General features: G+C 70.5%; 24 protein-coding genes. 14 read left to right on the top strand and 10 right to left on the bottom strand.

Annotation, left to right across the window (positions count from 1 at the left end; all coding sequences use genetic code 11):
• Nucleotides 1-154 precede the first annotated feature (154 nt).
• Nucleotides 155-1,531, bottom strand: coding sequence for a DNA repair protein RadA (gene radA / locus ACTOWY_RS13040; protein ID WP_441309850.1), 1,377 nt, complete (start codon nt 1,529-1,531; stop codon nt 155-157).
• 38 nt (nt 1,532-1,569) lie between these two features.
• Entirely contained in the window at nt 1,570-2,286 is a 717-nt protein-coding gene (locus ACTOWY_RS13035; RefSeq protein WP_441309849.1) for a hypothetical protein, read from the bottom strand.
• A gap of 343 nt (nt 2,287-2,629) precedes the next feature.
• Here ACTOWY_RS13035 and ACTOWY_RS13030 point away from each other — a divergent pair, with 343 nt between their 5' ends.
• From ACTOWY_RS13030 to ispF, 3 genes are read left to right on the top strand one after another with little or no spacing between them, the layout of a single operon-like run.
• Nucleotides 2,630-3,118: a CarD family transcriptional regulator gene (locus ACTOWY_RS13030; protein WP_065915127.1), complete on the top strand. Its 489-nt coding sequence runs from the start codon at nt 2,630-2,632 to the stop codon at nt 3,116-3,118.
• Nucleotides 3,119-3,146: 28 nt separating this feature from the next.
• Nucleotides 3,147-3,860 carry a 2-C-methyl-D-erythritol 4-phosphate cytidylyltransferase gene (gene ispD, locus ACTOWY_RS13025; RefSeq protein WP_441309848.1) on the top strand — a complete coding sequence of 238 codons (714 nt, stop codon included), beginning with the start codon at nt 3,147-3,149 and terminating at the stop codon, nt 3,858-3,860.
• Entirely contained in the window at nt 3,857-4,330 is a 474-nt protein-coding gene (gene ispF / locus ACTOWY_RS13020; RefSeq protein WP_308300973.1) for a 2-C-methyl-D-erythritol 2,4-cyclodiphosphate synthase, read from the top strand. The genes ispD and ispF overlap by 4 nt, the downstream gene beginning before the upstream one ends.
• 102 nt (nt 4,331-4,432) lie before the next feature.
• Here ispF and ACTOWY_RS13015 read toward each other — a convergent pair whose 3' ends face one another.
• A complete protein-coding gene (locus ACTOWY_RS13015; RefSeq protein ID WP_441309847.1) occupies nt 4,433-4,657 on the bottom strand; it encodes a hypothetical protein in 225 nt (74 codons plus the stop codon).
• 312 nt (nt 4,658-4,969) lie between these two features.
• Between ACTOWY_RS13015 and ACTOWY_RS13010 the strand changes: the two genes are divergently transcribed.
• The 3 genes from ACTOWY_RS13010 (at nt 4,970) to ACTOWY_RS13000 (ending at nt 7,729) form a co-directional block, all read left to right on the top strand.
• A complete protein-coding gene (locus ACTOWY_RS13010) occupies nt 4,970-5,347 on the top strand; it encodes a VOC family protein (RefSeq protein WP_441309846.1) in 378 nt (125 codons plus the stop codon).
• Between the two features lie 279 nt (nt 5,348-5,626).
• Nucleotides 5,627-6,349, top strand: coding sequence for a hypothetical protein (locus tag ACTOWY_RS13005; protein ID WP_441309845.1), 723 nt, complete (start codon nt 5,627-5,629; stop codon nt 6,347-6,349).
• A gap of 105 nt (nt 6,350-6,454) precedes the next feature.
• Nucleotides 6,455-7,729, top strand: a complete 1,275-nt coding sequence (locus ACTOWY_RS13000; RefSeq protein ID WP_441309844.1) for an MFS transporter — start codon at nt 6,455-6,457, stop codon at nt 7,727-7,729.
• Here the strand turns inward: ACTOWY_RS13000 and ACTOWY_RS12995 are convergent.
• Nucleotides 7,719-7,859, bottom strand: coding sequence for a hypothetical protein (locus ACTOWY_RS12995; protein WP_441309843.1), 141 nt, complete (start codon nt 7,857-7,859; stop codon nt 7,719-7,721). The genes ACTOWY_RS13000 and ACTOWY_RS12995 overlap by 11 nt on opposite strands.
• 102 nt (nt 7,860-7,961) lie before the next feature.
• Here ACTOWY_RS12995 and ACTOWY_RS12990 point away from each other — a divergent pair, with 102 nt between their 5' ends.
• The 6 genes from ACTOWY_RS12990 to ACTOWY_RS12965 all read left to right on the top strand — a co-directional run bounded on the left by ACTOWY_RS12990 (nt 7,962) and on the right by ACTOWY_RS12965 (nt 17,246).
• Nucleotides 7,962-8,633 carry an HAD family hydrolase gene (locus ACTOWY_RS12990; protein WP_441309842.1) on the top strand — a complete coding sequence of 224 codons (672 nt, stop codon included), beginning with the start codon at nt 7,962-7,964 and terminating at the stop codon, nt 8,631-8,633.
• Nucleotides 8,634-8,716: 83 nt separating this feature from the next.
• Entirely contained in the window at nt 8,717-10,108 is a 1,392-nt protein-coding gene (gene cysS / locus ACTOWY_RS12985; RefSeq protein WP_441309841.1) for a cysteine--tRNA ligase, read from the top strand.
• A gap of 4 nt (nt 10,109-10,112) precedes the next feature.
• Entirely contained in the window at nt 10,113-11,078 is a 966-nt protein-coding gene (gene rlmB / locus ACTOWY_RS12980) for a 23S rRNA (guanosine(2251)-2'-O)-methyltransferase RlmB (RefSeq protein ID WP_441309840.1), read from the top strand.
• A 59-nt stretch (nt 11,079-11,137) separates the two neighbouring features.
• Nucleotides 11,138-12,574 (top strand): MBOAT family O-acyltransferase, encoded by a 1,437-nt coding sequence (locus tag ACTOWY_RS12975; RefSeq protein WP_441309839.1) that lies wholly within the window; start codon nt 11,138-11,140, stop codon nt 12,572-12,574.
• A gap of 212 nt (nt 12,575-12,786) precedes the next feature.
• Entirely contained in the window at nt 12,787-14,496 is a 1,710-nt protein-coding gene (locus ACTOWY_RS12970; RefSeq protein ID WP_441309838.1) for a glycosyltransferase family 2 protein, read from the top strand.
• Nucleotides 14,496-17,246, top strand: coding sequence for an SGNH hydrolase domain-containing protein (locus ACTOWY_RS12965; RefSeq protein ID WP_441309837.1), 2,751 nt, complete (start codon nt 14,496-14,498; stop codon nt 17,244-17,246). The genes ACTOWY_RS12970 and ACTOWY_RS12965 overlap by 1 nt, the downstream gene beginning before the upstream one ends.
• On the opposite strand, the gene ACTOWY_RS12960 is transcribed toward ACTOWY_RS12965, so the two are convergent.
• Genes ACTOWY_RS12960 through ACTOWY_RS12950 form a run of 3 tightly spaced genes read right to left on the bottom strand, consistent with a single transcriptional unit; the run spans nt 17,236 to nt 20,908 of the window.
• Nucleotides 17,236-18,714, bottom strand: a complete 1,479-nt coding sequence (locus ACTOWY_RS12960) for a hypothetical protein (protein WP_441309836.1) — start codon at nt 18,712-18,714, stop codon at nt 17,236-17,238. The two genes, ACTOWY_RS12965 and ACTOWY_RS12960, sit on opposite strands and share 11 nt — an antisense overlap.
• On the bottom strand, nt 18,692-19,255 hold the full coding sequence (locus ACTOWY_RS12955; RefSeq protein WP_441309835.1) for a GNAT family N-acetyltransferase: 564 nt from the start codon (nt 19,253-19,255) through the stop codon (nt 18,692-18,694). Before ACTOWY_RS12955 ends, ACTOWY_RS12960 begins: the two co-directional genes overlap by 23 nt.
• A 36-nt stretch (nt 19,256-19,291) precedes the next feature.
• Nucleotides 19,292-20,908, bottom strand: coding sequence for a hypothetical protein (locus tag ACTOWY_RS12950; RefSeq protein ID WP_441309834.1), 1,617 nt, complete (start codon nt 20,906-20,908; stop codon nt 19,292-19,294).
• 61 nt (nt 20,909-20,969) lie between these two features.
• Here ACTOWY_RS12950 and ACTOWY_RS12945 point away from each other — a divergent pair, with 61 nt between their 5' ends.
• Together ACTOWY_RS12945 and ACTOWY_RS12940 are read left to right on the top strand one after the other, a co-directional pair.
• Nucleotides 20,970-22,295 (top strand): alginate O-acetyltransferase AlgX-related protein, encoded by a 1,326-nt coding sequence (locus tag ACTOWY_RS12945; protein WP_441309833.1) that lies wholly within the window; start codon nt 20,970-20,972, stop codon nt 22,293-22,295.
• Between the two features lie 71 nt (nt 22,296-22,366).
• Nucleotides 22,367-23,533, top strand: coding sequence for an alpha/beta hydrolase (locus tag ACTOWY_RS12940; protein ID WP_441309832.1), 1,167 nt, complete (start codon nt 22,367-22,369; stop codon nt 23,531-23,533).
• On the opposite strand, the gene ACTOWY_RS12935 is transcribed toward ACTOWY_RS12940, so the two are convergent.
• Genes ACTOWY_RS12935 through ACTOWY_RS12925 form a run of 3 tightly spaced genes read right to left on the bottom strand, consistent with a single transcriptional unit; the run spans nt 23,497 to nt 26,128 of the window.
• Nucleotides 23,497-24,366: a metal ABC transporter permease gene (locus ACTOWY_RS12935; protein WP_441309831.1), complete on the bottom strand. Its 870-nt coding sequence runs from the start codon at nt 24,364-24,366 to the stop codon at nt 23,497-23,499. The genes ACTOWY_RS12940 and ACTOWY_RS12935 overlap by 37 nt on opposite strands.
• Entirely contained in the window at nt 24,363-25,187 is an 825-nt protein-coding gene (locus ACTOWY_RS12930) for a metal ABC transporter ATP-binding protein (protein ID WP_441309830.1), read from the bottom strand. The genes ACTOWY_RS12935 and ACTOWY_RS12930 overlap by 4 nt, the downstream gene beginning before the upstream one ends.
• The gene (locus tag ACTOWY_RS12925) at nt 25,184-26,128 is read right to left on the bottom strand and encodes a metal ABC transporter solute-binding protein, Zn/Mn family (RefSeq protein ID WP_441309829.1); all 945 of its coding nucleotides are present in this window, start codon (nt 26,126-26,128) and stop codon (nt 25,184-25,186) included. Before ACTOWY_RS12925 ends, ACTOWY_RS12930 begins: the two co-directional genes overlap by 4 nt.
• Between the last annotated feature and the right edge of the window lie 161 nt (nt 26,129-26,289).

Below are 26,289 nucleotides of genomic sequence, written 5' to 3'. Positions count from 1 at the left end.
GCCACTGGCACGCCAGCGTCGATCATCCTCAGCAGCGTGTCACGGTGCTGGTGAAGGTCCTCCGAAAACGACATGGTCGTTGCAACCCCTCAGATCGAGGTGTTGCAACGACCACGTGAACCCGCCCTCGGGGGTGTGCGGGCCTTTCCACGTCTCAGTCCTCGGCGCGCAGTTCCCGCAGTGCGGAGCCAAGATCCGGCACCACGGTGGCCTTGATCTCCGGCGGCAACGTGCCCGAGTCCGGCGGCACCAGCGCGTGCGTGAAGCCCATCCGGGCCGCCTCGGCCAGCCGCCGCCCGGCCCCGGCCACCCGCCGCACCTCACCGGCCAGCCCGACCTCACCAAGCGCGATCATGGTGGGGGGCAACGCGACATCCCGCGCGGCCGAGGCCACCGCCAGCGCCACCGCCAGGTCCGCCGCGGGCTCCAGCACCCGCATGCCGCCCACGGTCGCGGTGAACACGTCCTTGTCGCCAAGGCGCACCCGGCCGCGGCGTTCCAGCACCGCGAGCACCATCGCCACCCTGGCCGAGTCCAGCCCGCTCACCGCGCGCCGGGGCGCTGGCAGGTTGGTCGCGGCCACCAGTGCCTGCACCTCGCCCAGCAGCGGCCGCTTGCCCTCCACGATCACCGTGATCGCGGTGCCGGGCACGCCGACGTCGCGCTGGTTGAGGAAGAGCCCGGACGGGTCGGCCACCCCGACGATGCCGTCGTCGCGCAGCTCGAAACAACCCACCTCATCCGCCGGGCCGTAGCGGTTCTTCACCCCGCGGATCAGCCGCAGGGTGGAATGCCGGTCGCCCTCGAAGTGCAGCACCACGTCCACCAGGTGCTCCAGCATCCGCGGCCCGGCGATCGAACCGTCCTTGGTGACGTGCCCGACCAGCAGCACCGGCAGGTTGTTCTCCTTGGCCACCGCGATCAGCGCCGAGGCCACCGCGCGCACCTGGGTGACCCCGCCCGGCGCGCCGTCGATCATGGCGGACTGGATGGTCTGCACCGAGTCCACGATCAGCAGTCCCGGCCGCACCGCCTCGATGTGGCCCAGGATCGCGCCCAGCTCGCCCTCGGCGGCCAGGTACATCTCGCCGTGCAGGTTCCCGGTCCGCTCCGCGCGCAGCCGCACCTGGCCCGCGGACTCCTCGCCGGTGATGTAGAGCGAGCGCCCGTTGCCGACGGAGGCGGCCCAGCGGTGCGCGACCTCCAGCAACAGCGTGGACTTGCCGACCCCCGGCTCACCCGCGAGCAGGATCACCGCGCCCGGCACGACCCCGCCGCCCAGCACCCGGTCCAGTTCGCCGACGCCGGTGGAGACCGCGCGGGCGGCCTCGATGTCGACCTCGCCGATCGGCCGGGCGGGCGCGGAGACCGCACTCGCGGTGATCCTGGCCAGCGCGGGCTTGACCGCGCCCTTCTCCTCGACCGTGCCCCAGGCCTGGCATTCCGGGCAGCGGCCGACCCACTTGGCCACCTCGTTGCCGCATTCGGCACAGCGGTAACCGGGACGGGTCACCCGCACGTTCTTCGCCACGCCGGTGAACCTAGGGGGTCGGTCCGACAGTCACCGGATCAGTGACCGCCACCGCCGCCGTGCCCGCCGGTCTTGGGCAGGTCCTCACGGTGTTCCTCATCCGCGGCGATCGGCACCTGCAGGGTGACCTGACCGGCCTTGGCGAAGGTGAACACCACCGGGATGGTTTTGCCCGGCCACAGGTCGTGCTTGAGGCCGACCACGGTGATCACCACGGTGCCGACCTTGAGCTTGCTGTCCACCGCGGAGCTGGCCGGGGTGGCCGCCGAGGTCGAGGTGGCCGAGGAGCCGGTGGGGCGGCCGGAGGTCGAGCCTGCCGCGCCGGAGGTGCTGGTCGGCGCCGCGCTCGTGGTGGCCGCGCTGGTGGTGGCGTGCTCGGGCTCGTTCAGCTCGGCGCGCACCGCGAAACCGGCCGGGACGGCGCCGTCGCCCTTGAGTTCGACCGAGCCCGCGCCCTCGGAGCTGACCGAGACCAGCTTGTCGTCGCTGGCCCCGCTGTTGATCAGGGAGATGCCCAGGGAGGCGTTGCTCTTGGCCGGGTAGAACTTCTTGGGGTTGTTCGAGGGGAAGGCGAGCTGGCCATCACGCAGTTCGATGGCCCCGACCTTGCCGCTCGCCCCGTTCACCGCGGCGACCTGGACCGAGGTCTGCGAGTTCATGCCGGCGCCACAGCCGGTCACGGCCAGCGCGATACCCAGACCCAGCGCCGCCGGGACCAGGCGGGCACGGACTGCCTTCTGCTCTACACGGCTCACAGCGCGCCGATCCTTCCCTGGAGTACCTGGTGAACTCCTCGGCCGCAGCCTAACCACCCGCGCCCGCGTGGGTGGCACCTGGTGGCCGTGCCAGGTGGCGGGTATTGATGATCACCTGTTCGCGCAATACGGCGTAGGCCATTTCGCCGTGCCCCGGAGTTTCACGGAGATCAAAAGTCCACTGTGGACCCGGCGTTGTCCTGCGCTGACCGGGGGAAGCATGTCCCGCTCTGGTTTGTCAACCCCTCCCGTGGCCGCTGACCTGCGCTTACAGATCGCACGGGGGTCGAGCGGAGATGGCCGGACGTGTTAGGATGGGGGCAGCGAAAGGGGCAGAGGACACATGGTTTTCAAGGTCGGAGAGACCGTCGTCTACCCGCACCACGGTGCCGCTCTCATCGAAGCAATTGAGACCCGCGTGATCAAGGGCGAGGAGAAGAAGTACCTCGTCCTCAAGGTCGCGCAAGGAGACCTCACCGTCCGGGTGCCCGCGGACAACGCCGAGATCGTCGGTGTGCGGGACGTTGTCGGTCAGGAAGGTCTGGATCGGGTCTTCGAGGTGCTGCGTGCTCCGCACACCGAAGAACCCACCAACTGGTCTCGGCGGTACAAGGCCAACCTTGAGAAGCTCGCCTCCGGCGATGTGAACAAGGTTGCCGAAGTGGTGCGCGATCTCTGGCGACGGGAGAAGGACCGCGGCCTGTCCGCTGGTGAGAAGCGCATGTTGGCCAAGGCTCGGCAAATACTGGTGAGCGAGCTGGCCCTGGCCGAAGGCACTGACGAGGACAAGGCCGAGGTTCTCCTCGACGAAGTCCTCGCCACCGCCTCCTGACAAGTCGAGAGAAGACACCGCCGCTGCCATGAGTGTTGTCGCGCTCGTGCCCGCTGCCGGGCGAGGTGAGCGGCTCGGTGCCGGTGTGCCGAAGGCCCTCGTCGAAGTCGGCGGCGAGCCGTTATTGGTACACGCGGTACGTGGTCTGTGGCGATCGGGCTGTGTCCAGCAGGTCGTTGTCGCCGCGCCACGCTCCGAGATGGACGTCGTGACCGCCGCACTGGCTTCGGTCGGTGCGGCGGTGCACGTCGTTGTCGGAGGCGCCGAGCGTTCCGAATCAGTCAAGCTGGCCCTGGACGCCGCGCTGGAGATCGTCCCGGACGCCGAGGTCGTGCTCGTGCACGACGCGGCCCGCGCCTTCACCCCGCCGGAACTGACCGCCGCGGTGGTCGAGGCCGTGCGAGCGGGTGCCCAGGCGGTCATCCCGGCCCTTCCGGTGGCCGACACGATCAAGCAGGTGGACGCCGACGGTGTGGTTCGCGCCACGCCCGACCGGACCACCCTGCGTGCCGTGCAGACCCCGCAAGGCTTCGCCGTCGACGTGCTGCGCCGCGCCCATGAGGCCGCGCTGGCCGACGGTGTGGCCGCCACCGACGACGCGGGCCTGGTCGAGCGGATCGGCATCCCGGTGCACACCGTGCCCGGCCACGCCGATGCGATGAAGGTCACCACCCCGTTCGACCTCACCGTGGCCAACGCCCTGCTGGCCGCGCGCACCCAACTTGTGGAGGGCCAGGCGTGATCCCGCCGCGTGTCGGAGTAGGCACCGATGTGCACCCGATCGAGCCCGGCCGCGACTGCTGGATGGCCGGCCTGCTGTGGGAGGGCGTGGACGGCTGCGCCGGTCACTCCGACGGCGACGTGGCCGCACACGCCCTGTGCGACGCCCTGCTCTCCGCCGCAGGCAAGGGCGATCTGGGCGCCGTTTTCGGCACCGGCGACCCCCGCTGGTCCGGCGCGCACGGCGTGGAACTGCTCGCGCACGTACGCGACCTGCTGGCCGAGGACGGCTGGCAGGTGGGCAACGCGGTGGTGCAGGTGATCGGCAACGCCCCGCGGATCGGCAAGCGCCGGGACGAGGCGCAGAAGGTGCTCTCCGAGGCGGCAGGCGGCGACGTCGCGGTCTCCGGCACCACCACGGACGGCCTTGGCCTGACCGGTCGCGGCGAGGGCATCGCCGCGGTCGCCACCGCCCTGATCTACCGCGCCTGACCCGCTCGCGCCGTCCGGTCCCGGCTGTCCGCATCCGGACAGCGGAAAAGGAACGACCCGGCGTCCCCGGGTGTTCCTCCTGATGTGAGCTTTCTCAACGCGCTACAGCCCGGCGGACACCCCGGACGCGGTGCGCGTGGTGATCAGGATGGCCCCGGACCGGGTGACTGGCAGCCGGGCCTGCTGGATCCGCCGGGCGGTCGCCGCCGCACGGCACGCGCGCGGCGCCGGTAGCCGACGCTCCCTGATCTCCCGCGTGGCCTTCCGCGCCTGCCGCCGGGCCAGGTTCGCGCGCAGCTTCTTCGAGTGCCACACGAGATCCACCACGCTCAGCAGGACAGGCAGAATCACGAAAAGTGGTAGCAGAGCGTTCACCATGTCGCGCCCCTTCCCCGATCACACCACTCTTTCGGAGCATCCCTGATATCGACGGTCTCGCTCCGTGATTGAACAGGGAAGGATGTATCCAAAGGCTTTATCGGACTGTTAGCTCTCTCGGTGTGTCCATCGGCACACCGTGTTGATCGAACTACTGTCCGTGTGATTAGCCCTTACCGACCGGTAAGTCTGGATGTTCATCAGGTCAAGTGACGGGCACTCTGCTCACCACGGAGCGTGTTCACCGTCACGGGAGGCCCGATGTCCGCGCAGCCAGACCTGATCCTGTCCGGCGTTGTCCTGGACGCCCCGGACCCACGCAGCCTGGCCACGTTCTACCGCCGCCTGCTCGGCTGGGAAGTGGTCCAGGACGAGGCGGACTGGGTCAAGATCAGCCCACCCGGCGGCGGGCCCGGCCTGTCCTTCCAGACCGAGCCGAACTACCAGCGCCCCACCTGGCCCACCAGCCCGTCCGCGCCGGGCATGATGATCCACCTGGACTTCCAGGTCGCCGACCTGCTCGCCGCCTGCGCGCACGCCGAGTCCTGTGGCGCCACCCCGGCCGAGTTCCAGCCGCAGGACCACGTCCGCGTCTACTTCGACCCGGTGGGCCACCCGTTCTGCCTGTTCGTCAGGTGATCGACGAAGACCAGGGCATCACATTCGCCGGCGGCCCGGCTTACCGGTCTGGCTGGAACTTTTCTTGTTCTGATGGTTTGTTTCATACGTACGGGTCTTGCCTAGGTTCATTTCGCTGTCTCTGTGCTCAGCGCCGGGCTTCTGCTGGGATTCATTGGCCTGCATTGGAGCGGGTTGTCCACACGAGTGGGTTGGCCGCGGCGCGGGATCTGTCAGGACCGGAAAACGGCGTTTAGGTTCAGCTGGACAGCAAGTCCCGGAACAGTTTCGGAGGCCCCCATGACAGTGCCGACAGGAAACCGGTCCGGCCGCGCTCGCGGTGGCCGGAACCGAGGCAGGCTCCGTGCGCGCGTCGCGGTCGCGGCCATCGGGGTGGTCCTGGGCTCCGCGGGCCTGATCGGCGGAGTGCCGGAGGGTCAGGCCCAGGACCAGCGCGGGCTGCCTGCGGTCGGAGCCGAGATCCCCATCGGCCTCCTTGCACTGGACGCTCCGACGGCGATCAGGACCGCACAGGTAAACCTGGACTTCAGGGGTGGGATGAGGGTTCGGGTCCTGGCGAATCCGGCCAACCCGGAGAATTCAAGACGCCTGAAAGTGATCGGTCACCGTGTCACCGCGGAGTTGCCGGACATTGGCGACTACGCCAGGCAGAGCGGCGGAACAGTCACCATTGAGCAGAATGATGTTGATGCCAAGAGCACATTGACGCTCACCGACCGCAGCACGAACGCGTTCAGCTTGCGCCTCTCGTTGTCCTTCACCATGACGATCGACCAGCCGGACGATTTCCGGCGTATGTCCGGAAGTGGCGCTGGCCGGATTTATGAACCTTTGGTGCTGACTACGAAGGAGCCGCAGATCCTGGTCGGCACCATCTACAACTTCCCGCCCAAGGGGGCCTACCTCCGGCAACTGAGCCCGGTGGACCTGGTGCTCCCGGACGACCCGGACACCGTGCTCGCGCAGATCGAGCGGTTCCCGGTCAAGGCGTCCCGCATCTGAGTCGTTCCGGTGCGGGTAGGCGGGTCGTGACGGCAACCACCATGTCGCGACCCGCCGGTCGATCGAAGGATTGACGATCACCGCGTGGTGCCGCACGCTGCCCGCGTGACCAGGTCAAACGGGACGACCCGGATCGCTCTGGCCAGCTTCATCGGCACCGCGATCGAGTTCTACGACTTCTACATCTACGGCACCGCGGCCGCGCTGGTGCTCAACTCCACCTTCTTCCCCGACCTCTCCCCGGTGGTCGGCACGCTGGCCGCGTTCTCCACCTTCGCGGTGGCCTTCATCGCGCGGCCGCTGGGCTCGCTGCTGTTCGGGCACTTCGGGGACCGGGTGGGGCGGAAGTCGATGCTGGTCGCCTCGTTGCTGACGATGGGGCTGGCCACGGTGGCGATCGGGTTGCTGCCGGGGGCGGCGCAGATCGGGGTGCTGGCGCCGGTGCTGCTGGTGGTGTTCCGGTTCCTGCAGGGGCTGGGCCTTGGCGGCGAGTGGGGTGGGGCGGCGTTGCTGGCCACCGAGCACGCGCCCAAGGGCAAGCGGGGCTGGTACGCGGCGTTCCCGCAGCTCGGGCCCTCGGTCGGGTTCTTCGCGGCGAGCGGGTCGTTCCTGCTGCTCTCGGCGGTGCTGGACGACGCGGAGTTCCAGGAGTGGGGCTGGCGGGTGCCGTTTCTGGCCTCGGCGGTGCTGGTGGTGGTCGGGCTGTTCGTGCGGTTGCGGATCGCTGAGACGCCGGTGTTCACCGAGCTGGTGGACAAGCGGGAGCGGGCGTCGATGCCGCTGGTGGAGATGTTCCGGCGGGCGCCGCGGCGGCTGGTGCTGGGTGGCGGCGTGATCGTCATCTGTTACGTGCTCTTCTACACCGCGACCACGTTCTGCCTCTCCTACGGCACGACCGTGCTGGGGTACTCGCGCAACACCATGCTGATCCTGTCCATCATCACCATCTGGGCCCTCGCCGCGGGCACGATCGTCTCCGCCAGGGCGGCCGACGCCTACGGGCGCAAACCGGTGCTGATCTTCGGGACCGCGTTCTCGGTGCTGGCGGGGCTGGCGCTCTTCCCGCTGCTGGGCAGCGGGAGTGTGGTCCTGGCCGGCGTGGCGCTGGCACTGGCGCTGGGGGCCATGGGCCTGGTCTACGGTCCGCTCGGCGCGTTCCTGCCCGAGCTGTTCGACACCAGATTCCGCTACTCCGCATCGTCCTTCGCCTACAACCTCGGTGGGGTGGCCGGTGGCGCGCTCGCGCCGACGGTGGCGGCCGCGCTGGCCGCGGACTTCGGGCCGGGGGCGGTCGGGATCTACGTGGCCGCGGCCGCGGTGCTGAGCCTGCTGTGCGTGCTGGGCCTGCCGGAGACCAGGGACGTCGAACTCACCGGCTGAGCGGTTCGGCCACGGGGGTCGGCGCGGGTTCGGCGGTGACCGGGTAGGCCAGGCTGGCGCCCGCGGCCAGCAGTGCGCCGAGGGCGAGCGCGAGCAGCTGCCTGCGTAGTCCATTGTGGACGGTGTTCATCCGTTGGCCTCCTTGGGTTCGGTCGTGAGATCGCGCAGCGCCGCTGTTCGTTTCGCCACGAAGGTGTGATCACGGTTGGGTCTCTGGGTTAACGTCGGGCCCGTGACCATTCGCGGGGTGCTCTTCGACTTCTCCGGCACGTTGTTCCGGCTCGAACTGGGCGACAACTGGCTGGACGGCCTGATGGACGACGCCGCGGCCGCCGACCTGCTGCGGCAGCTCACCGCGCCCACCGGACGGCTGGAGGGCCTGCCGCCGGCGCTGCACGAGGCGTGGGACCGCCGGGATCTGGACCCTGACCTGCACCGCGAGGTGCACCTGGCCGCGCTGGCCAACATCGGGGTGCCGGACGCCGCGCTGGCGGGCAAGGTCTACGACCGGCTGCTGGAGCCCGCCTCCTGGCAGGCCTACCCGGACACCGCCGCGGTGCTGGCCGAACTCAAGGCCGCCGGTTACCCGGTCGGCGTGCTGAGCAACATCGCCTGGGATATCCGCACCGTCTTCGACCGGCACGGCGTGGCCGCCCTGCCCGATGAGTACGTGCTCTCCTATGTGGAGGGGCGGGTCAAGCCGGACCCGGAGCTGTTCCGCACCGGTTGCGCGCGGATCGGCCTGGACCCCGCCGAGGTGCTCATGATCGGCGACAGCCAGGAGGCCGACGGCGGGGCCGAGGCGATCGGCTGCGCCTTCGCGCTGGTGCCGCCGCTGCCCACGGCGCAACGCCCGGACGCGCTGCGGGCCGTCCTGCGGACACACGGCCTACTTCCGGCGTAGGCCACAGCGCCGAGTGGTGGAAACTGAAATCCCGGTGGGTGGGCTGGTCATTAGCACGTCCGTCGAACCCGTACCCTTGTCGGGTGGCTCTCCGACTTCATGACACCGCTACCAGGAGCATGCGGGAATTCCACCCGCTCCGGTCTGGGGCTGCGTCGATCTATGTCTGTGGGGCCACCGTGCAGGGCGTGCCGCACATCGGACACGTGCGCAGCGGGCTGAACTTCGACGTGCTGCGCCGCTGGCTGGCGCGCGCTGGCGACGACGTCACGCTGGTGCGCAACGTCACCGACATCGACGACAAGATCCTGGCCAAGGCCGCCGAGCACGGCAGGCCGTGGTGGGAGTGGGCGGCCACGCACGAGCGCGCCTTCATCTCCGCCTACGACGCGCTGGGCTGCCTGCCGGCCTCGGTCGAGCCGAGGGCCACCGGGCACGTGCCGCAGATGATCGAGCTGATGGACCGGCTGATCGAGCGCGGCCACGCCTACGCGGCCGGGGGCGACGTGTACTTCGCGGTCGCCTCCTTCCCTGAGTACGGCGCGCTGTCCGGGCAGAAGCTGGACGAGGTGCAGCAGGGCGAGTCCGCGGCCACCGGCAAGCGCGACCCGCGTGACTTCACGCTGTGGAAGGCGGCCAAGCCCGGCGAGCCGTCCTGGCCGACGCCGTGGGGCCGTGGGCGTCCCGGCTGGCACCTGGAGTGCTCGGCCATGGTCACCGCCTACCTCGGGCCCGCGTTCGACATCCACGGCGGCGGGGTGGACCTGGTCTTCCCGCACCACGAGAACGAGCAGGCCCAGTCGCGGGCGGCCGGGGACGGCTTCGCCCAGTACTGGATGCACAACGCCTGGGTGACCATGAGCGGCGAGAAGATGTCGAAGTCGCTCGGCAACACGGTGACCATCCCGGAGATGCTGCAGCGGGTGCGCGCGCCCGAGCTGCGCTACTACCTGGTCACCCCGCACTACCGGTCCACCATCGAGTACTCCGAGCACGCCCTGCACGACGCGGTGGCTGGGTACCGGCGGATCGAGGGCTTCCTGCGGCGGGTGGTGCAGCGCACCGGCTGCGTCGGCGAGGAAGGGCTGCCCGGCGATTTCGTGGCGGCCATGGACGAGGACCTCGGCACCCCGGCGGCCATCGCCGTGGTGCACACCAGCGTGCGGGACGGCAACGCCGCGCTCGACGCCGGTGACGATGAGAAGGCCCGCGAGATCGCCGCCTCGGTGCGCGCGATGACCGGGCTGCTTGGCCTTGACCCGTTGTCGGAGCAGTGGGAGGTCGCGTCCACTGTGGACGAAGGCTCCCGGGTCGCGCTGACCACGCTGGTCGAGGGACTGTTGGAAGAGCGGCAGAAGGCACGGGCAGGCAAGGATTTCGCCACGGCGGACCTGCTGCGCGACCGACTGCTCGCGGCCGGAGTGGCGGTAGAGGACACCGCCTCCGGTCCACTATGGACATTGAAGGACTGCTGAGAACATGGCCGGTAACTCCAGGCGCAAGGGTGCCATGCGCAACCCTGGTTCGAAGAAGGGCGCCGTTGTCGGCTCCGGTGGCCAGCGGAAGAAGGGCTTGCAGGGCAAGGGACCCACGCCGCGAGCCACCGAACGCGAGCACCACCCCGCCGGGCGCAAGGCCGCCGCGGCGACCAAGGCCGAGCAGGCCAGGGCACGGCGCAAGGGCGAGTCGACCAACTCCGAGTACGTGGCCGGGCGCAACCCGGTGGTGGAGTGCCTGCGTGCGGGCGTGCCTGCCCAGGCGCTGTACGTGGCGCTGGGCATCGAGACCGACGAGCGGGTGACCGAGGCGGTGCGGATGGCCGCCGACCGGGGCATCTCGGTGCTGGAGGTCTCCCGGCCGGAGCTGGACAAGCTCACCAACGGCGCCATGCACCAGGGCCTGTCGTTGCAGGTCCCGCCGTTCAGCTACAGCCACCCGGACGACCTGCTGCAGATCGCCCGCGACTCCGGCGTGGCGCCGCTGCTGGTGGCCCTGGACGGGGTGACCGACCCGCGCAACCTGGGTGCGGTGATCCGCTCCGCGGCCGCCTTCGGCGCGCACGGCGTGGTGGTGCCGCAGCGGCGCAGCGCGAGCATGACGGCGGTGGCCTGGCGGACCAGCGCGGGCACCGCGGCCCGGTTGCCGGTGGCCATCGCGGTCAACCTCAACCGCACGCTCAAGGACTGGGCCACCGCGGGTCTGATGGTGGTCGGCCTGGACGCCGACGCCAGCATGAACATCGACGAGCTGGAACTGGCCACCGGTCCGCTGGTGGTCGTGGTCGGCTCCGAGGGCCGGGGCCTGTCCCAGCTGGTGAAGAAGCACTGCGACGCCACCATCGGCATTCCGATGGCGCCGGGGGTGGAGTCGCTCAACGCCTCGGTGGCCGCCGGTGTGCTGCTGGCCGAGGTCGCCCGTCGCCGCCGGGCGGCCGGGCGGATCTGACCATCCGGACCTGGTTGCTCCGATAGGGTCAGCGGGCTGCACTGTGACCCGAGGTAGAGATGTCTTTCGTCAGCCCGCTGTTCCTGTGGTACTTCATGCCGCTCACCCTGGTGGCGTTGCTTGTGCTGCCCAGGACCTGGCGCAACGGCGTGATCGCGGTGGCCAGCCTGGTCTTCTACGCCACCGGGTCCGGCTCGTCCACGCTGTTGCTGCTGGCCTGCATCGTGGTCAACTTCCTGGCCGGACCGCGGCTGGAGCCGAAGGAGCACGAGCCGGAGCAGGCCGCCAGGCAGCGCCGGTACGTGCTGATCGGCGTGATCGGCTTCGACGTGGCGATCCTGCTGGTGTGGAAGTACCTGGGCTTCGCCACCGAGCAGCTGGCCGGGCTGGCCAAGCTGTTCGGCGGCGACTTCCCGGTGACCCACCTGACGCTGGTCATCGGCATCTCCTTCTTCACCTTCCACCACATCTCCTACGTGGTGGACATCTACCGCGGTGAGCGCCCTGCCCTGCGCAACCCGGTCTCCTTCGTCACCTACATCGCGATGTTCCCGCAGCTCGCGGCCGGTCCGATCGTGCGCTACCGGGAGATCTCCGACCAGCTCCCGCAGCTGCGCACGCACCGGCTGGACGACATCGCCAGCGGCTTCCCGCGCTTCGCCCTCGGCCTGACCAAGAAGGTCGTGATCGCGGACACGCTGGCGCCGATGGTGGACGCCTGCTTCGCAACCCCGCCGGACAAGATGACCTTCGCGGTCGCCTGGCTCGGCGCGCTGGGTTTCACCCTGCAGCTCTACTTCGACTTCTCCGGCTACTCGGACATGGCCATCGGCCTTGGCCGGATGCTCGGCTTCCGGCTGCCGGAGAACTTCGCCCGCCCGTACTCCTCGGTCACCGTCACCGAGTTCTGGCGGCGCTGGCACATGTCGCTGTCCCGCTGGTTCCGTGACTATGTCTACATCCCGCTCGGCGGCAACCGGCACGGCACCGCGCACACCTACCGGAACCTGGCGATCGTGTTCGTGCTGACCGGTTTCTGGCACGGCGCGAACTGGACCTACCTGGTCTGGGGCGTCTACCACGGCATCCTGCTGGTGATCGAACGCGCCCGCCGCTGGGACCGCCCCCCTGCCACCGTCGGCCGCCAGCTCGGCCGCCGCGCGCTCACCCTGCTGCTGGTGATCATCGGCTGGATCTTCTTCAAGTCCACCACCCTGGGCGCCGCGTTCACCATGCTGGGCAACATGTTCCTGCCGGACTTCACCGGCCTCACCGACAGCGTCGACGCCGCCCTGACCAACCAGCGCCTGCTGCTCCTGCTGCTGGCCATGGTGATCGTCTTCCTGCCGGCCCGCCCGCTGGGCCCGTACCTGGAGTCGGTGCGCTCGCCACAGGCCACCGCGCTGCGCATCACGGTGCTGACCGTCGGCCTGGCCTACTCCGCGATCCTGGTCGCCACCGGCACCTTCTCCCCGTTCCTGTACTACCAGTTCTGAGCCCGGCCCGGTCCCGCGCCCGTCGTGGTGAGCGAGAACACCGCGAGCTGTCCGGGACCGGCCCGTTACCTGCGCCGATTGGGTGAGTGCAGGTCAGAGCCTCGGTGACCTCTGCCACGAGCAACGTTGGCAAGTCTCCTGAATCGTTCAATGGTCTATACCATTTGGAGCTGGGTCCCACCGGACCCGCCGCCGCCGCTTCGGAAGAGACCATGTCGCACAGCACGCTCGTCCCCGTTCCGCCCACGGCCGCCGACATTCCAGCCGACCCCGCCGCGTTGCTACCGCGGCCACCCGGTGACGAGGAGGTGTACTGGTACTTCGGGCCGCAACGGCGCTGGGTGCTGGTGCTGTCCTCGCTCTCGTTCGTCTTCACCGCGGTCGCGTTGTTCCAGTTCTCGGTGCGCACGCCCTGGCTGTGGCTCTTCCTCGGGGTGCTCGTGCTCAACGTGGCCGGGGTGGTGATGTCGTTGCTGGACAACGGCAATCCGCGGCGGGTCAGCCGGGCACAGCACGATCTGCTGGTCCGGGTGTGGCGGCCGGAGGTGCTGCCGAGCGTGGATGTGTACCTGCCGACCTGTGGTGAGCCGATCCCGGTGCTGCGCAACGCCTATCAGCACGTGTCGCGGCTGGGCTGGGATGGGCGGCTGCGGATCTGGGTGCTTGATGACGGGGCGCGCCGGGAGGTGCGCGAGCTGGCCGCGGAGTTCGGGTTCGACTACGTGGTGCGGCCGGATCGCGGGCACCTGAAGAAGGCCGGGAACCTCAACCACGCGCTGACCGTCTCGGCCGGTGAGCTGATCGTCATCCTGGACGCGGATTTCTGCCCGCGCCCGGATCTGCTGGTGCACCTGGCGCCCTACTTCGAGGATGCCGGGGTCGGCATCGTGCAGACCCCGCAGTGCTTTGCCACCGACGCGTCGATGAACTGGCTGCAGCGGGCCGCGGGTGCGGCGCAGGAGTGGTTCTTCCGCTGGATCCAGCCTTCGCGGGACGCCAATGACGCGGCGATCTGCTGTGGCAGCAACGCGATGTACCGGCGGGCCGCGATCGAGGAGGTCGGCGGGTTCGCCAAGCTGGACCACAGCGAGGACATGTACACCGGACTGGCCCTGCTCGGCCGCGGCTACCGGACCCAGTACCTGCCGTTGTTGCTGGCCAAGGGGTTGTCGCCGGACACCGTGCCCGCCTTCGTCAGTCAGCAGTACCGCTGGGCCATGGGCAACCTGCACCTGCTCACCGCACGCGAGGTGGTGCGGATCGGAGCCGGTCGCCGGTTGCTGCTGTCGTACTGGAACGGCGTGGTCAGCTACCTGCTGACCGCGGTGAACGTCTTCGCCGCGCCACTGCCGCCGCTGATCATGCTGGCCCTCAGCCCTGGGGAGGTCCGGCCCTGGCACATGTTGCCGTTCCTGCTGCCGGTGTGGACCTGGCTGGTGCTGATCCCGGCGGTCTCCCGCACCCGGTGGAGCATGCAGGTGATCCGGGCGCATCAGCTGGTCGGATTCGCCAGCGCGGCCGCGGTCTGGCACACGCTGCGCGGGCGCGGCGCGAGCTGGGTGCCGACCGGAGTGAGCCAGGGGCGCGGCGGACTGGCGCGGCGGGTGAGCCTGATCGCCTTTGCCTGGATGGGAATCACCACTCTGGCGGGCTGGATCGGCTTTGCCGCAGGGGTTTTCGCCTACGGAATCGGCAATTACTGGGCGCTGGCCGGGTATCTGCTGGTGCAGGGCTACCTAAGTGTGCCGTTGCTGGTGGACCTGGCCAACTCGCTGTGGCGGCCGGATCGGCAGTCGATCGGGTCCGGGAACCGTTGGGCGGCAACGGCCGCGCACCGGAGCTGGCCGGAGCTGCTGGCGATCACGGTGGCGCTGGGCCTGTTCGGGCTGCTCGCCTCCGGCCTGGTGGACGGGATCCTGTGATGACGGATTACCACCCGGGCCGCCGGGCCGATATCGAGGGTCTGCGCGCGGTGGCCGTGCTGACCGTGCTGGGTTTCCACGCGAGCGTGCCGTTCTTCGGCGGCGGGTTCGTCGGCGTGGACGTCTTCTTCGTCATCTCTGGTTTCTTGATCACTGGATTGCTGCTGGCCGACATCAGCAGCGCGGGAGGCTTCTCGCTCAAGGAGTTCTACGCGCGCCGGGCCCGGCGGATCCTGCCGGCGGCCGGTGTGGTGCTGGTCGTGGTGGCGGTGCTGAGCTGGCTGCTGCTGCCGCCGTTGCGGGCCAAGGACGTCGCCTACGACGTGCTCTTCGGCGCGCTGAACCTGGCCAACTGGCGGTTCGTGGCCAACCAGACCGACTACCTGGCCGCGGCCCGTGAGCACAGTCCGGTGCTGCACTTCTGGTCGCTGGGCGTGGAGGAGCAGTTCTACCTGGTCTGGGCGCCGCTGTTGCTCGGCCTGGCCGTGCTGGCCCGCAAGCTGGGGCGGCCCGCGGTGCCGGTGATCGCCGGGGCGATCGGGCTGCTCACGGTTGGCTCGTTCCTGCTGTCGGTGCGCTGGACGGCGAGTTCGGAACCCCTTGCCTACCTGGGCTCGCCGACCCGCGCCTGGGAGTTCGGCCTCGGCGCGCTGGCCGCGATCGCGCTGCCCTGGCTGCGGTTGCCCGGCCTGGCGCGCTGGGTGCTCGGCCTGCTGGGCGCGGGCGCGATCGGGGCGGCCACCGTGTTGTTCAGCTCGGCGACCGCCTTCCCTGGTTCCGCGGCATTGCTGCCGGTGCTGGGCACGGTCGCGGTGATCCTGGCCCAGGGCAACGGGATCGGCGGCTTCCTGAGCACCAGGCCGATGCGCGCGATGGGACGGCTGTCCTTCTCCTGGTACCTGTGGCACTGGCCGGTGCTGGTCTTCGCCGAGGCGGTCTCCGGGCAGCTGGCCTGGCCGGTGAAGCTGGCGCTGGTGCTGGCCGCGGCCGGACCGGCCTGGCTGACCGCGAAACTGGTGGAGCAGCCGGTGCGGTTCTCGCCGACCATCTCGGCACTGCCGGTGCGCGGACTGGCCATCGGGGTGACCGCGGTGCTGCTGCCGGTCGCCGCCGGACTGGTCACCGGCAGCGCGGCCCAGCGGATGATGGGCGGCGGCATCACCGAACTGTCTGCCACTCTGCCACTAGCCGCAGCCGACGGCCCGGACCTGCTCACCAGCCCGGCCCCAGGGCTGACCCCACCGGTGCACCGGGCCCGCGCCGACGTGCCGCCGGTGCCGGGTTGCGAGCTGTTCCCGGCCGAGCTGACCGGGCCGGAGTGCCTCTTCGGCGATCCGGCCGCGCCGCAGGTGCTGCTGATCGGCGATTCCCATGCCAGCCAATGGTTTCCCGCCGTCCGGCAGCTGGCCGAACGGCGTGGCTGGGCGGTCCGGGTGCGGGTCAAACAGGGCTGCCCGCTGCCCGAGCTGACCGTGTACAACCCGACCCTGGGCCGGGCCTACACCGAATGCGACACCTGGCGGCAGCAGACCCTGGATCAGGTCGCCGGGACCAGGCCGAAACTGGTCTTCCTGGCCTCGCTCAACCAGTACACCGCGGACCAGGACCTGCTCGCCGCGGCCTGGCAGCGCAGCCTGGACCGGTTGGCCGCCACCGGCGCGCCGCTGGTCTACCTGCGGGACACGCCGTTGCCGGGCAAGGACATCCCGTCCTGCGTATCCGCGGACCCGGCGGCGTGTGACTTCCCGCGTAGCCAGGCCCTGCGGCCAGATCCACTGGTCAACCGCGCCGGACTGTCCACAGTGGACATGAACGCGGTGCTGTGTCCCGGCGAGAGCTGCCCGGCGGTGCGCCAGGGCGTGCTGCTCTACCGGGACGACTCGCACCTGACCGCCACCGCGGTCGCGCTGCTCGGCCGCAGGGTGGAGAAAACCCTGGAGCGGCAGGGACTGCTGCCACCGGTGTGGCAGCAGGTCTTCCGCGAGGACTTCGACGGACCGGATGGCTCCGCACCCGATCCACGGCGCTGGCAGCACGCCACCGGCACCTGCTACCCGGGCTGCCCGGCCCCGCGGTGGGGCACCGGCGAGATCGAGACCATGACCGACTCGACCGGCAACGTGCGGCACAACGGCAAGGGACAGCTGGCCATCACCCCGATCCGGGCCAACGGCCAGTGGACCTCGGGCCGGCTGGAATCCGCGCGCACCGACTTCCGCGCTCCCGCCGGCGGGCTGCTCCGGGTGGAGGCGGAGATCAAGCTGCCCGAGGTGGGCCAGGCCGACGGCGCCGGGTACTGGCCCGCGTTCTGGCTACTCGGCGACGCGGTGCGGCGGGACAACACCGGCTGGCCGGGCGTCGGCGAGATCGACGTGCTGGAATCGCTCAACGGCCGCGAGTCGGTCTTCGGCACCTTCCACTGCGGCGCGCTGCCCGGCGGTCCGTGCCAGGAGCCGATCGGCCTGGGCAGCGGGGAAATCCCGTGCGCGGGCTGTCAGCGGGACTTCCACCGGTACGCGATCGAACTGGACCAGGGCAAGGGCGAGATCCGCTGGTACCTGGACGGGCGGCAGACCTTCGCGATCAGCCGCGAGCGAGTGGGCGAGCAGGCCTGGCGGCAGGCCACCGACCACGGGTTCTTCCTCATCCTCAACGTGGCCATCGGCGGCCGCCTGGCCGGGGACCCCAACGCCGCCACCGCCTCCGGCCGCCCGATGCTGATCGACTCGGTGACCGTCGCTACCGGCTGAGCGCGTCCCAGCGGGCCGTCATCGCCTCGATGGCCCGCTGGGCGGCGGCCGGGGTCACCTGCTCGGGCAGGTCGATGGTCAGCTTGGCCGCGGCCTCGGCCAGCGCCCGGTGCCCGGCGGTGCCGAGCAGGGTGGCCAGGTCGATCCGCTGCAGCAGTTTCTTGGTGATCGGGCGCTTGGCATCCCAGAACACCAGCGCGGACAACAGGGTCGCGGTGGTCCGGTCGCGCAGCAACGCGGTCAGCACCGCGGCCTCGGCGAGGTCGGCGCAGGAGAGGAAGTAGCAGGTGTCATCGAGCAGCACCGGCCGGTCCTGGATCGGCGCGACCAGCCGGAACTCCACCTTCTTGTACATCCCGGAGATCGCCACCTTGTACGGCGCGAAGGTGTACTCGCCGATGCCGAACACGCTGAACCGGGGCCGGGCGCGGTAGATCGCCGAGCGCCGGTTGTCCAGCGCCTCGGCGTGCGCGAGCAGGTAGCGCCACAGTTTCGGCGCGGTGCGGGCCAGCGCGGCGGTGTCCTCGCCGAGGCTGCGCTGCGGCAGCACCAGCCTGCGCCGGGCGGTGGTGGTGTTGCCGTGCACCAGGTCCGAACTCTTGAGCAGCGGGTAGAGGTGCTCGTCCTCGATCGGCGCCGGACCGGTCAGCTCCATCACCGCGGTGGCGTCGTGCTTGACCCCCTGCCGCCACTCCAGCTGGCAGGCCCCGTCCGCCGCCGCGGTCCGGTCATAGGCTTCGACATCGGCCACCAGCCGGCCACGGACCAGGCCGAAATGCCGGGAAGGCGTTGCCGCGTCAAGGGAATCGTAGAGCGCGCAGGTGTACTCGCACAGGGTGTCGCCGAGCCGGAGGGTGAGCAGCCCGGCGTCCACGTTGGCCCCGAACCAGCGGTGCGAGTCGATCAGCCGCAGGGTGGCCGCCTCGACCGGGATCCGCTGCTCCGCGCAGTGCCCGAGGATGTTGCGGGCCACCTGGGTCTTGCACAGCAGTGCGATGGTCGGCCGGTGCCCGCGCAGTTCGCTGAGCAGCTTCTGCCAGATGTACTCGGCCACATCGAAATTGGACTCACCGGTGCGCGCGGCCATCCCCGGCCGGTTGCGGGTGTTGGCCTTGACCGGCACGTTCGCCGAGCCGAACCGGGTCAGATCGGCCATGGTCACCCACGGCGGATTGCCCAGCACCAGCAGTTCACCCTCGGCCGCCCATGGCAGGTCGGCGCCCAGATCCAGGCCGAACACGCACTGCTCGCGGATGTCGCCGTGCGCCCTGGCGAGTTCGGCGTGCGCGGGCTGGATCTCCACCCCGATCCGTTGCGGCACACCCAGTTCGGCCGCGGCGGCCAGGAAACTGCCGGTGCCGCAGGTGGGTTCCAGCACCTTGCGGTAGTCCCGCGGCGGCAGCGTGGCCAGCACCGCGCGAGCCAGCGTCAGCGGGGTCTGGAAGTCACCGAACTCGTTGTTGGGCAAGAAGGGTCCGCCATTCTCGGTCAAGCAGACCGTAGTGCACGTCGTCGGCGAAACCGTCCCCTTCCCACCACGCCTCGCGGTGCCGTCCCTCCTCGGTGAACCCCGCCGCCAGCGCCGCCTTCTGCATCGGCACATTGCGTGCCCCGGTGACCAGCCGGACCCGGTGCAGCCCGAGCACGAAGAAGGCGTAGTGGCAGATCACCCGCAGCGCGTCGGTGGACAGCCCGCGCCCGCGGAAGTCCGACCGCAGCCCGATACCGATCTCGGCGTTGCGATGGTGGTAGTCGATCGCCCACAACGTGACCGACCCGGCCAGCTCCCCGTTCTCCTCGATCGCGAACGTCGCGCTCTTGGGCATCGGCTTGGAGTAGTGATCGTCCACCGGCTCCCAGCTGGCCAGCACGGTCTCCATCGGCACCGGGAACCAGGGGGCGGAGGAACTGAGCATGAAACCGGGCACGTCCGCGCGTTGCTCGGCGAAGAGCACCGCGACGTCGTCCTTGGTGCAGGGCCGGAGCACGACCTTCTCGCCACGCAGCATTCGCCGAGGCTAACTCCGCAGGGGCGGACCGGCCTCCTATTTTCCGCCGCCCGGCACCTGGTGGAGCTTGCCCCTGGCCACCACCAGGATCCGGCCCTCGGTCAGGTCCGGTTTGGCCACCGCGTGCCAGCCGCCCCGTGCCTCGGGCACCCGCAGCGTGGTCAGCAGGTCCGGTCGCCCGATGCCGACCGCGCCGCCGCCGACGATCCGGCCGTCCCGGTCGGCCACCAGCACGCAGTCCGCGCGCCGCCCCTGGACCACCGCCCAGCCACTGATCACGGTGTCCCCGCGGATCGGCGTCTCCACGTTGCCTGCCGAACCACCGGCGCCCGGCGGGCCGGGCAGCACCGGGATCGTGGCCAGATCGACCGTGCTGCCCAGCTCGACCGGCAGGCCGCAGCCCAGGGTGAAGTCCGGGCTGAACGGGTAGGTGCCCAGCGCGGTCAGCCGGGGCAGCACCGCGCGCGGCACCGACTGGCTGGACTCGTAGGTCTGCACCGCGCCCACCCGCATCGCCACCGCCAGCACCGCCTGCTCGGTGTAGGAATCGCGGATCTGGGTGGCCTTGCCCGGTGCGACCGCGTAGGTCACCAGCGCCACGGTCAGGCACACCGCGGTCAGCGCGCCCGGCAGCAACCGGGGCAGCAGCACCGCGAGCAGCACGCAGATGGCCAGCGCGGAGATCCCGGCGTACCGCGGTGACAACCCGATCGTGTTACCCGCGCTGGTCCGGGTGTAGGCGATCATCACCGCGACCAGCAGGGTGAACAGGGCCAGCGCGGGCAGCGCCGGATCGGCGCCGGGTTCCCGGCGGGTGCGGATCGCGGTGACCAGCACCAGCACCAGCCCGGCCGCGGTGAGCGCGCCGGTGAGGTAGGCCAGCCCGTCCACGTGCGGGGACCAGAGCTGGCCGAGCAGGCTGGCGAACACCCCGACGTAGCTGTCAGGGCCGATCCGCGACGCGGCCGGCGGACTGGCGTCGGATTCGGCGGTGACCAGCCAGAACACCACCACCGCAACGCCGATGACCAGCGGCAGCACGGTGCGCCACCGGCGGTCCCCGCGCAGCCAGGCCACCAGCGCCAGCGCTGGCCAGAGCGCGAACGCGGTGCCGTGGCACAGGCAGGCCAGCAGGCCCAGCGCCAGCGCCACCCAGGTCCGTCCGGCCCGTGCGGCGACCAGCGCGAGCACTCCGGCCAGCAGCGCGGGCAGCCAGCTCACCCCGCTCATCCCGATGCCGTACAGGTCGAGCATGCTCGGCGCGAAGAACAGGAACGAGAACGCGGCCAGCAGCGCGGCCCGGCGGACCCGGCTCAGCCCGGCTGGCAGCAGCCGGTGCAGCACCAGCACGGTGATCGCCGAGAGCAGCACGGTGAGCAGGCCGAAGACCTGGTTGGAGCCGCCGAGGTACTTCGCGTCCAGCCAGAACAGCAGCCGAGGAATGATCATCGGGTGCCCGTTGTGGTAGGCGAGCAGCCCGCCGAGGTCCAGCGAGCCGTCCGGCTTGGCCGCCTGCACCAGGAAGGTCCAGTAGTCCAGGAAGTGCATCCGGGGCGCACGGGCCACCTCGATGAGCATTCCGATCAGCGGCAGCACCGCGAGCAGCCGCAACGCCCTGGCCTGCCACAGCTCCCGCTGCGTGTCCTCCGCCACCGGCCACTCCGCTTTCGTCCGTTCGGCCGACAGGCCGCGTGGCGGAGGCTACCGTGAGCGGGTGACCGCCCAGGGCCACCCACCGCATCGCACCCGGCTGCCCGCCGTGCACGAGTCGCTGCTCCCCCGGGAGCACGCCCTGCACCGGCCCCGGCACGGCAGCAAGCAGCTCGGCGCGCTGATCGCCGCCTGCGTCTTCTTCGTGACCCCGGTGCTGTCCTGGACGCTGGGCGCGCGGGTGGAGTCCTTCGAGAACCGGCCGCTGGCCGAGTTCCCCAGCCTCAGCCAGGGCTGGGGGTTCTTCACCGGGTTCTCCCAGTGGGCCACCGATCACCTGGTGTTCCGGCAGGACGCGGTGCGCGCGGCGGACGGGATCAGCAAGGGGCTCTTCGGCGAACCCGCCCCGCTGGACCGCGGTCAGCAGCAAGGCCCGGTCGGCGGCGTGCAGACCAGTACCCCGGATGTGCCCAAGCAGCAGGTGCCGGTGGACCAGCAGCAGGCGCTGCCCGGGTTCACCAGGGTGGTCGCGGGCAAGGACGACTGGCTGTTCTTCGGACTGGACTTCCAGGCCAAGTGCAAGCCGGACAAGACCATCGACGACACGCTCAGCCGCATCCGCAGGCTCAAGCAGGTGGTCGAGGCATCCGGCCGGGGCTTCCTGCTGCTGGTGCCGCCGGACAAGAGCACCGTGGAACCCGGCCAGCTCCCGGCGAGCTACGGCGGCAAGGAGTGCGCCGCCCCGGCGGCCACCGAGTTCTGGAACAAGTTCTCCGTCGAGCCCGGCGTGGTCGACGTGCGGCCGATTCTCGCCGAGACCAAGAAGCGGCTCGGCAAACCCGTCTACCACAAGCAGGACACGCACTGGGGCGACGAGGGCGCGGTGGCCGCCGTGCGCGAGCTGGCCGAACGCCTGCAGCCAGGGGTGACCGCGCCCTGGTCGGTCTCGCTCGGGGAGTCCTACAGCAGCCCGGCCGACCTGGCGGGCATGATCGGCCAGTCCGGGCAGAACGCCGGTTTCCACTACGAGGTCAAGCCCAACGGCACGGAGAACCGGGCCAAGGGCATGAACGCCACCTTCAGCACGCCGATCCCGGTGACCACCAGCCAGCTGCCGGGCATGCTGCCGGGCCAGGTGGTGGTCTTCGGCGACTCGTTCCTGGTGTCCATCAGCCGCTACCTGCCCGCGGCCATGTCCGGGTTCACCGTGCAGCACTACGGCTACGCGGTGGCCGATCCGGTGGCCTCCGGCAAGACCGCGGCCAACAACGACGTGGTTGTCTTCGAGGCCGTCGAGCGCAACCTCACCAGCGGCACCGCGGGCTTCCTCAGCAACGAGTTCATCGAGGCATTCGGCAAGGAACTGGCGGCGAAACCCCGGCCCAGGTAGGGGAAAGTCCCCACTTGGTTCGGGGGTCCAGACCTGGTGTGCGGGTTCGCGGGTCCCGGCAGGCTGGGCGCATGAAGATCACTGGGGTGAAGGCGGTCGCCGCGGTCAGCGCGGCGGTCGTGCTGGCCGGGCTGCCGGTTGTGGCGCAGGCAACGGAATCGGGGCGGGGCACGCTGTTGTCGGCGACCTCGGTCGGTGCGGTCGAGGCGGCGGAGATGCCGGGGTATCTCGCCAGGTTCAACCTGTCCTCGCCACTGGCCACGCGGGCGGTGGACGGGTTCCGGATCGAGTACAAAACCATTGACGCGCACGGGAAACCCACCACGGCGACCGGGCTGGTGGCGGTGCCGAGGGCGGCGGAGCGGGAGCTGAGCGCGGTCACCTGGTTGCACGGCACCCAGGTCTACCGGGGCGATCAGGCCTCGGTGCGGGCGGAGAGCGGGGACCGGGCGACCAGCTATCTCTTTGCCTCAGCGGGGAAACTGGTGGTCGCGCCGGACTATCTCGGGCTGGGGCAGGGGGCCGGTTTCCACCCGTACATGCACCACGACTCGCTGGTGACCGCCTCGGCGGACGCGGTGCGGGCGGCGCGGACCTTCGTCGCGCGGCAGGGGATCCGGGTGCAGCGGCGGTTGCTGGTGGCCGGGTTCTCCCAGGGCGGGTCCGGGGCGATGGCGCTGGGCAAGGCCCTGCAACAGGGGCGGGAACCGGGGCTGGGGGTGCGGGCGGTCTCGGCGATCAGCGCGCCGTACGACTTCTCCTCGGCGGTGGCGGACGCGGTGGCGGGCAAGGCCGGGAACGCGGTGCCCTACCTCGGGTTCATGGTGACCTCCTGGCAGCGGGTGCACCACCTCTACGACGATCCGGCCAAGGTGTTCCAGCGGCCGGAACTGGCGCCGCTCTTCGACGGGTTCACCCCCAACCAGGAGCTGTTCCCCCGGCTGCCGAAGCACCCGGCGGAGTTCTTCACGCCGGAGTTCCTGGACCGGCTGGCCAACCCGGACCCGGCGCTGCGGGCCGCGCTGAACCGGGAGAGCCAGAGCTGCGCGTGGCGGCCACTGGTGCCGGTGAAGTTGTTCGCGGCCACCGGGGACAAGGACATCGCGATCCGGCACAGCCAGGGCTGCGCCGAGCGGATCGGGGCGCCGTTGACCGACCTCGGCGCGGTCGACCACAACACCTCGGCGCGGCTGGCCGCGGTTCAGACCGTGGCGGACTTCGCCCGGTTCAGCCGGTAACCGCCGACTCCCCGGCAGATCAGGTAGATCAGGAAGCTCAGCGCGGTGATGAACGCGCTGACCGGGACGCCGGGGGCCAGTGACAACAGGATGCCGCCGATGGCCGCGACCTCGGCGAAGATCACCGAGAGCAGGATCGCCAGGCCGGGCCGGGCGGTGATCCGGGCGGCGGCCGCGCCGGGGGTGACCATCAGGGCCAGTACCAGCAACGCGCCCACGGTCTGCACGCCCAGCGCGGTCGCCACGCCGACGAGCACCGCGAACAGCGGGGTCAGCAGTCGCACCGGGACACCCCTGGCGGCCGCGACCTGCTCGTCGGCGCTGGCGAACAGCAGTGGCCGGTAGATCAGCGCGAAGACCAGCAGCACCACCGCGGCGGTGAGCGCGAACAGGGTGAGTTCGCCAGGGTCCACGGTCACGATCTGCCCGATCAGCAGGCTGAATTTGTTGTTCGTCCTGGTCGGATTCACCGCCAGCAGCAGCACCCCGAGGCCCAGTCCGAAGGACAGCACCGCGCCGATCACCGAATCCCGCTCGGTGTCCTTCTGTCCGAGCAGGCCCAGCATCAGCGCGGCCACCACCGAGCCGAGCAGCGCCCCGGTGCCCACGCTCAGGCCCAGCAGCAGGGCCGCGGCCGCGCCGGTGAAGGCCAGCTCGGCGGTGCCGTGCACGGCGAAGGACATCTTCCGCGCCACCACCATCGGCGCCAGCACCCCGGACACCAGACCCAGCACCAGGCCGGTGAGCAGCGCGTTCTGGACGAAGTCCTCGTTGAGCAGGTTCAGGGTGAGCTGGAGGTCGAACAGCTTGGCGAAGAAGGACTCCAGGCTCATCGCAGTTCCTCCGCGGGCTCGCGCACGTGCCTGCAGTCCTCGGCGGCGGTCTCGGCGTCCGCGCCGACCACCACGATCCGGTCCCGCAGCCGGAGCACCTCGACCCGGGTCCGGTACAGCTCGCTGAGCGTCTCGCTGGTCATCACCTCGGCAGGCGGACCGATCCGGAACCGGCCCTCCACCAGGTACAACACCCGGTCGACCTGGTCCAGCACCGGGTTGATCTCGTGCGTCACGAACAGCACCGCGGCCCCGCTCTGCCGGGCCCGCTCGCCGATCAGCGCGCTGACCACCCGCTGATGCGCCAGGTCCAGGGACAGCAGCGGTTCGTCGCAGAGCAGCACCGCGGGCTCGCCGACCAGGGCCTGGGCCACCCGCAGCCGCTGCTGCTCGCCACCGGAGAGCAGTCCGACCGGGGCCTTGGCGTACCCGGCCGCGCCCACCGAGGTCAGCGCGGCGTCGATCCGGTCCCGGCGGGCGGCCCGCCCGCGCAGCCCGAACGGGCCCCAGCGGTGGCCGTCCAGGCCGAGTCCGACCAGGTCCCGGCCGCGCAGGGCGAGCGAGGTGTCCACGGCACGCTGCTGCGGGATGTAGCCGATCTTGGTGCTGCCCCTGCGGACCGGCTCGCCACCCACCTCGGCGGTGCCGCCGGAGAGCGGGTGCATGCCCAGCAGCACCCGCAGCAGGCTGGTCTTGCCGGAGCCGTTGGGGCCGAGCACGGCCAGGAACTCACCCGGCGCCACGTCCAGGTCCAGCCCGTCCCACAGCACCCGGTCGCCGTAGGCGAGCCGGGCCTGCCGGAGGCGGACCGCGGCGGTCACTTCTTCAGCGCCGCGGCCAGTGCGTCGATCTGCGCGCCCATCCACTGGGTGTAGTCCTTGCCCTCCGGGAGCGTCTCGGTGAGTTCGACCACCGCGACGTTCGCCTTGACCGCGTTCTCCTTGACCTGCTTGGTGACCGGTGACTCGGTCTGCGGGTTGTACACCAGCACCCGGGCCGTCCGCTCGGTCACCAGCTTCTGGATCTCCGCGATGGCGGCTGCCGGCGGGTCATTCTCCTCCTCGACCGCCTTGCTGAACTGGGCCGGGGTGACATCGGCGAGTCCGGCCTCATCGAGCAGGTAGTGCGCGATCGGCTCGGTGGCGGTGACCTTCACACCGGTGTGCGCGGCCTTGATCGCGTCCACCTTCTGCTCCAGCGCGTCGATCTTGGCGGTGAACGCCTGCGCGTTGGCGGTGAACCTGTCCTTGGCGTCGGCCTTCAGCTCGCCCAGCTTGGCGGCGATGGCCTTGGCCACGTCCTCGACCACGTCCAGGTCGTACCAGAGGTGCTCGTTGGCGTGCTCGTGCCCGGCCTCGGCGGTCTCCGGCTTGGCGTGCTCGTCCTGGCTTGCGACCTTCATCGCCTCCACCACGGGCTTGCCGGTCTCGCCCTTGATGATCTGCGGCATGAAGTCGTCGTAGTGGCCGCCGTTGAACACCACCAGCGCGGCGCCGCGCACGGTGGCCGCGTCGGCCGCGGTGGATTCGTAGGAGTGCGGGTCCCCGGTCGCGCCCACGACGGCCTTGACCGACACCGCGTCCCCGCCGACCGCGCGGGCCACATCGGCCCAGACGTTGGTGGAGGCCACCACGGCCAGCTTGCCGTCCGGGGCAGGAGTGCCGCCGCTGCTCGCGGGCGTGCCGCCACAGGCGGTCAGGGTGAGCGCGGCCGCGGCGAGGGCGGCGACCGCAGCCGTCTGCCGGGTGTTACGCGGAGTCATCGGATCCTCCTCCGAACGGGGTGGCTGCACTCATAAGAATGGAAACCGTTGTCGAGTTCAGCGTAACCCGCCGGAGCAAGTGCCGGTGAGGTGGTGTGGCTCATAAGCGGAACGGCGTGGTCACGAATAGATCGCGACCACGCCGCTCGGCGGTAGAAGAC

The organism is Crossiella sp. CA198, from assembly GCF_052078295.1.
Classification (GTDB): domain Bacteria; phylum Actinomycetota; class Actinomycetes; order Mycobacteriales; family Pseudonocardiaceae; genus Crossiella.
This window is presented reverse-complemented; position numbering and strand designations above follow the sequence as displayed.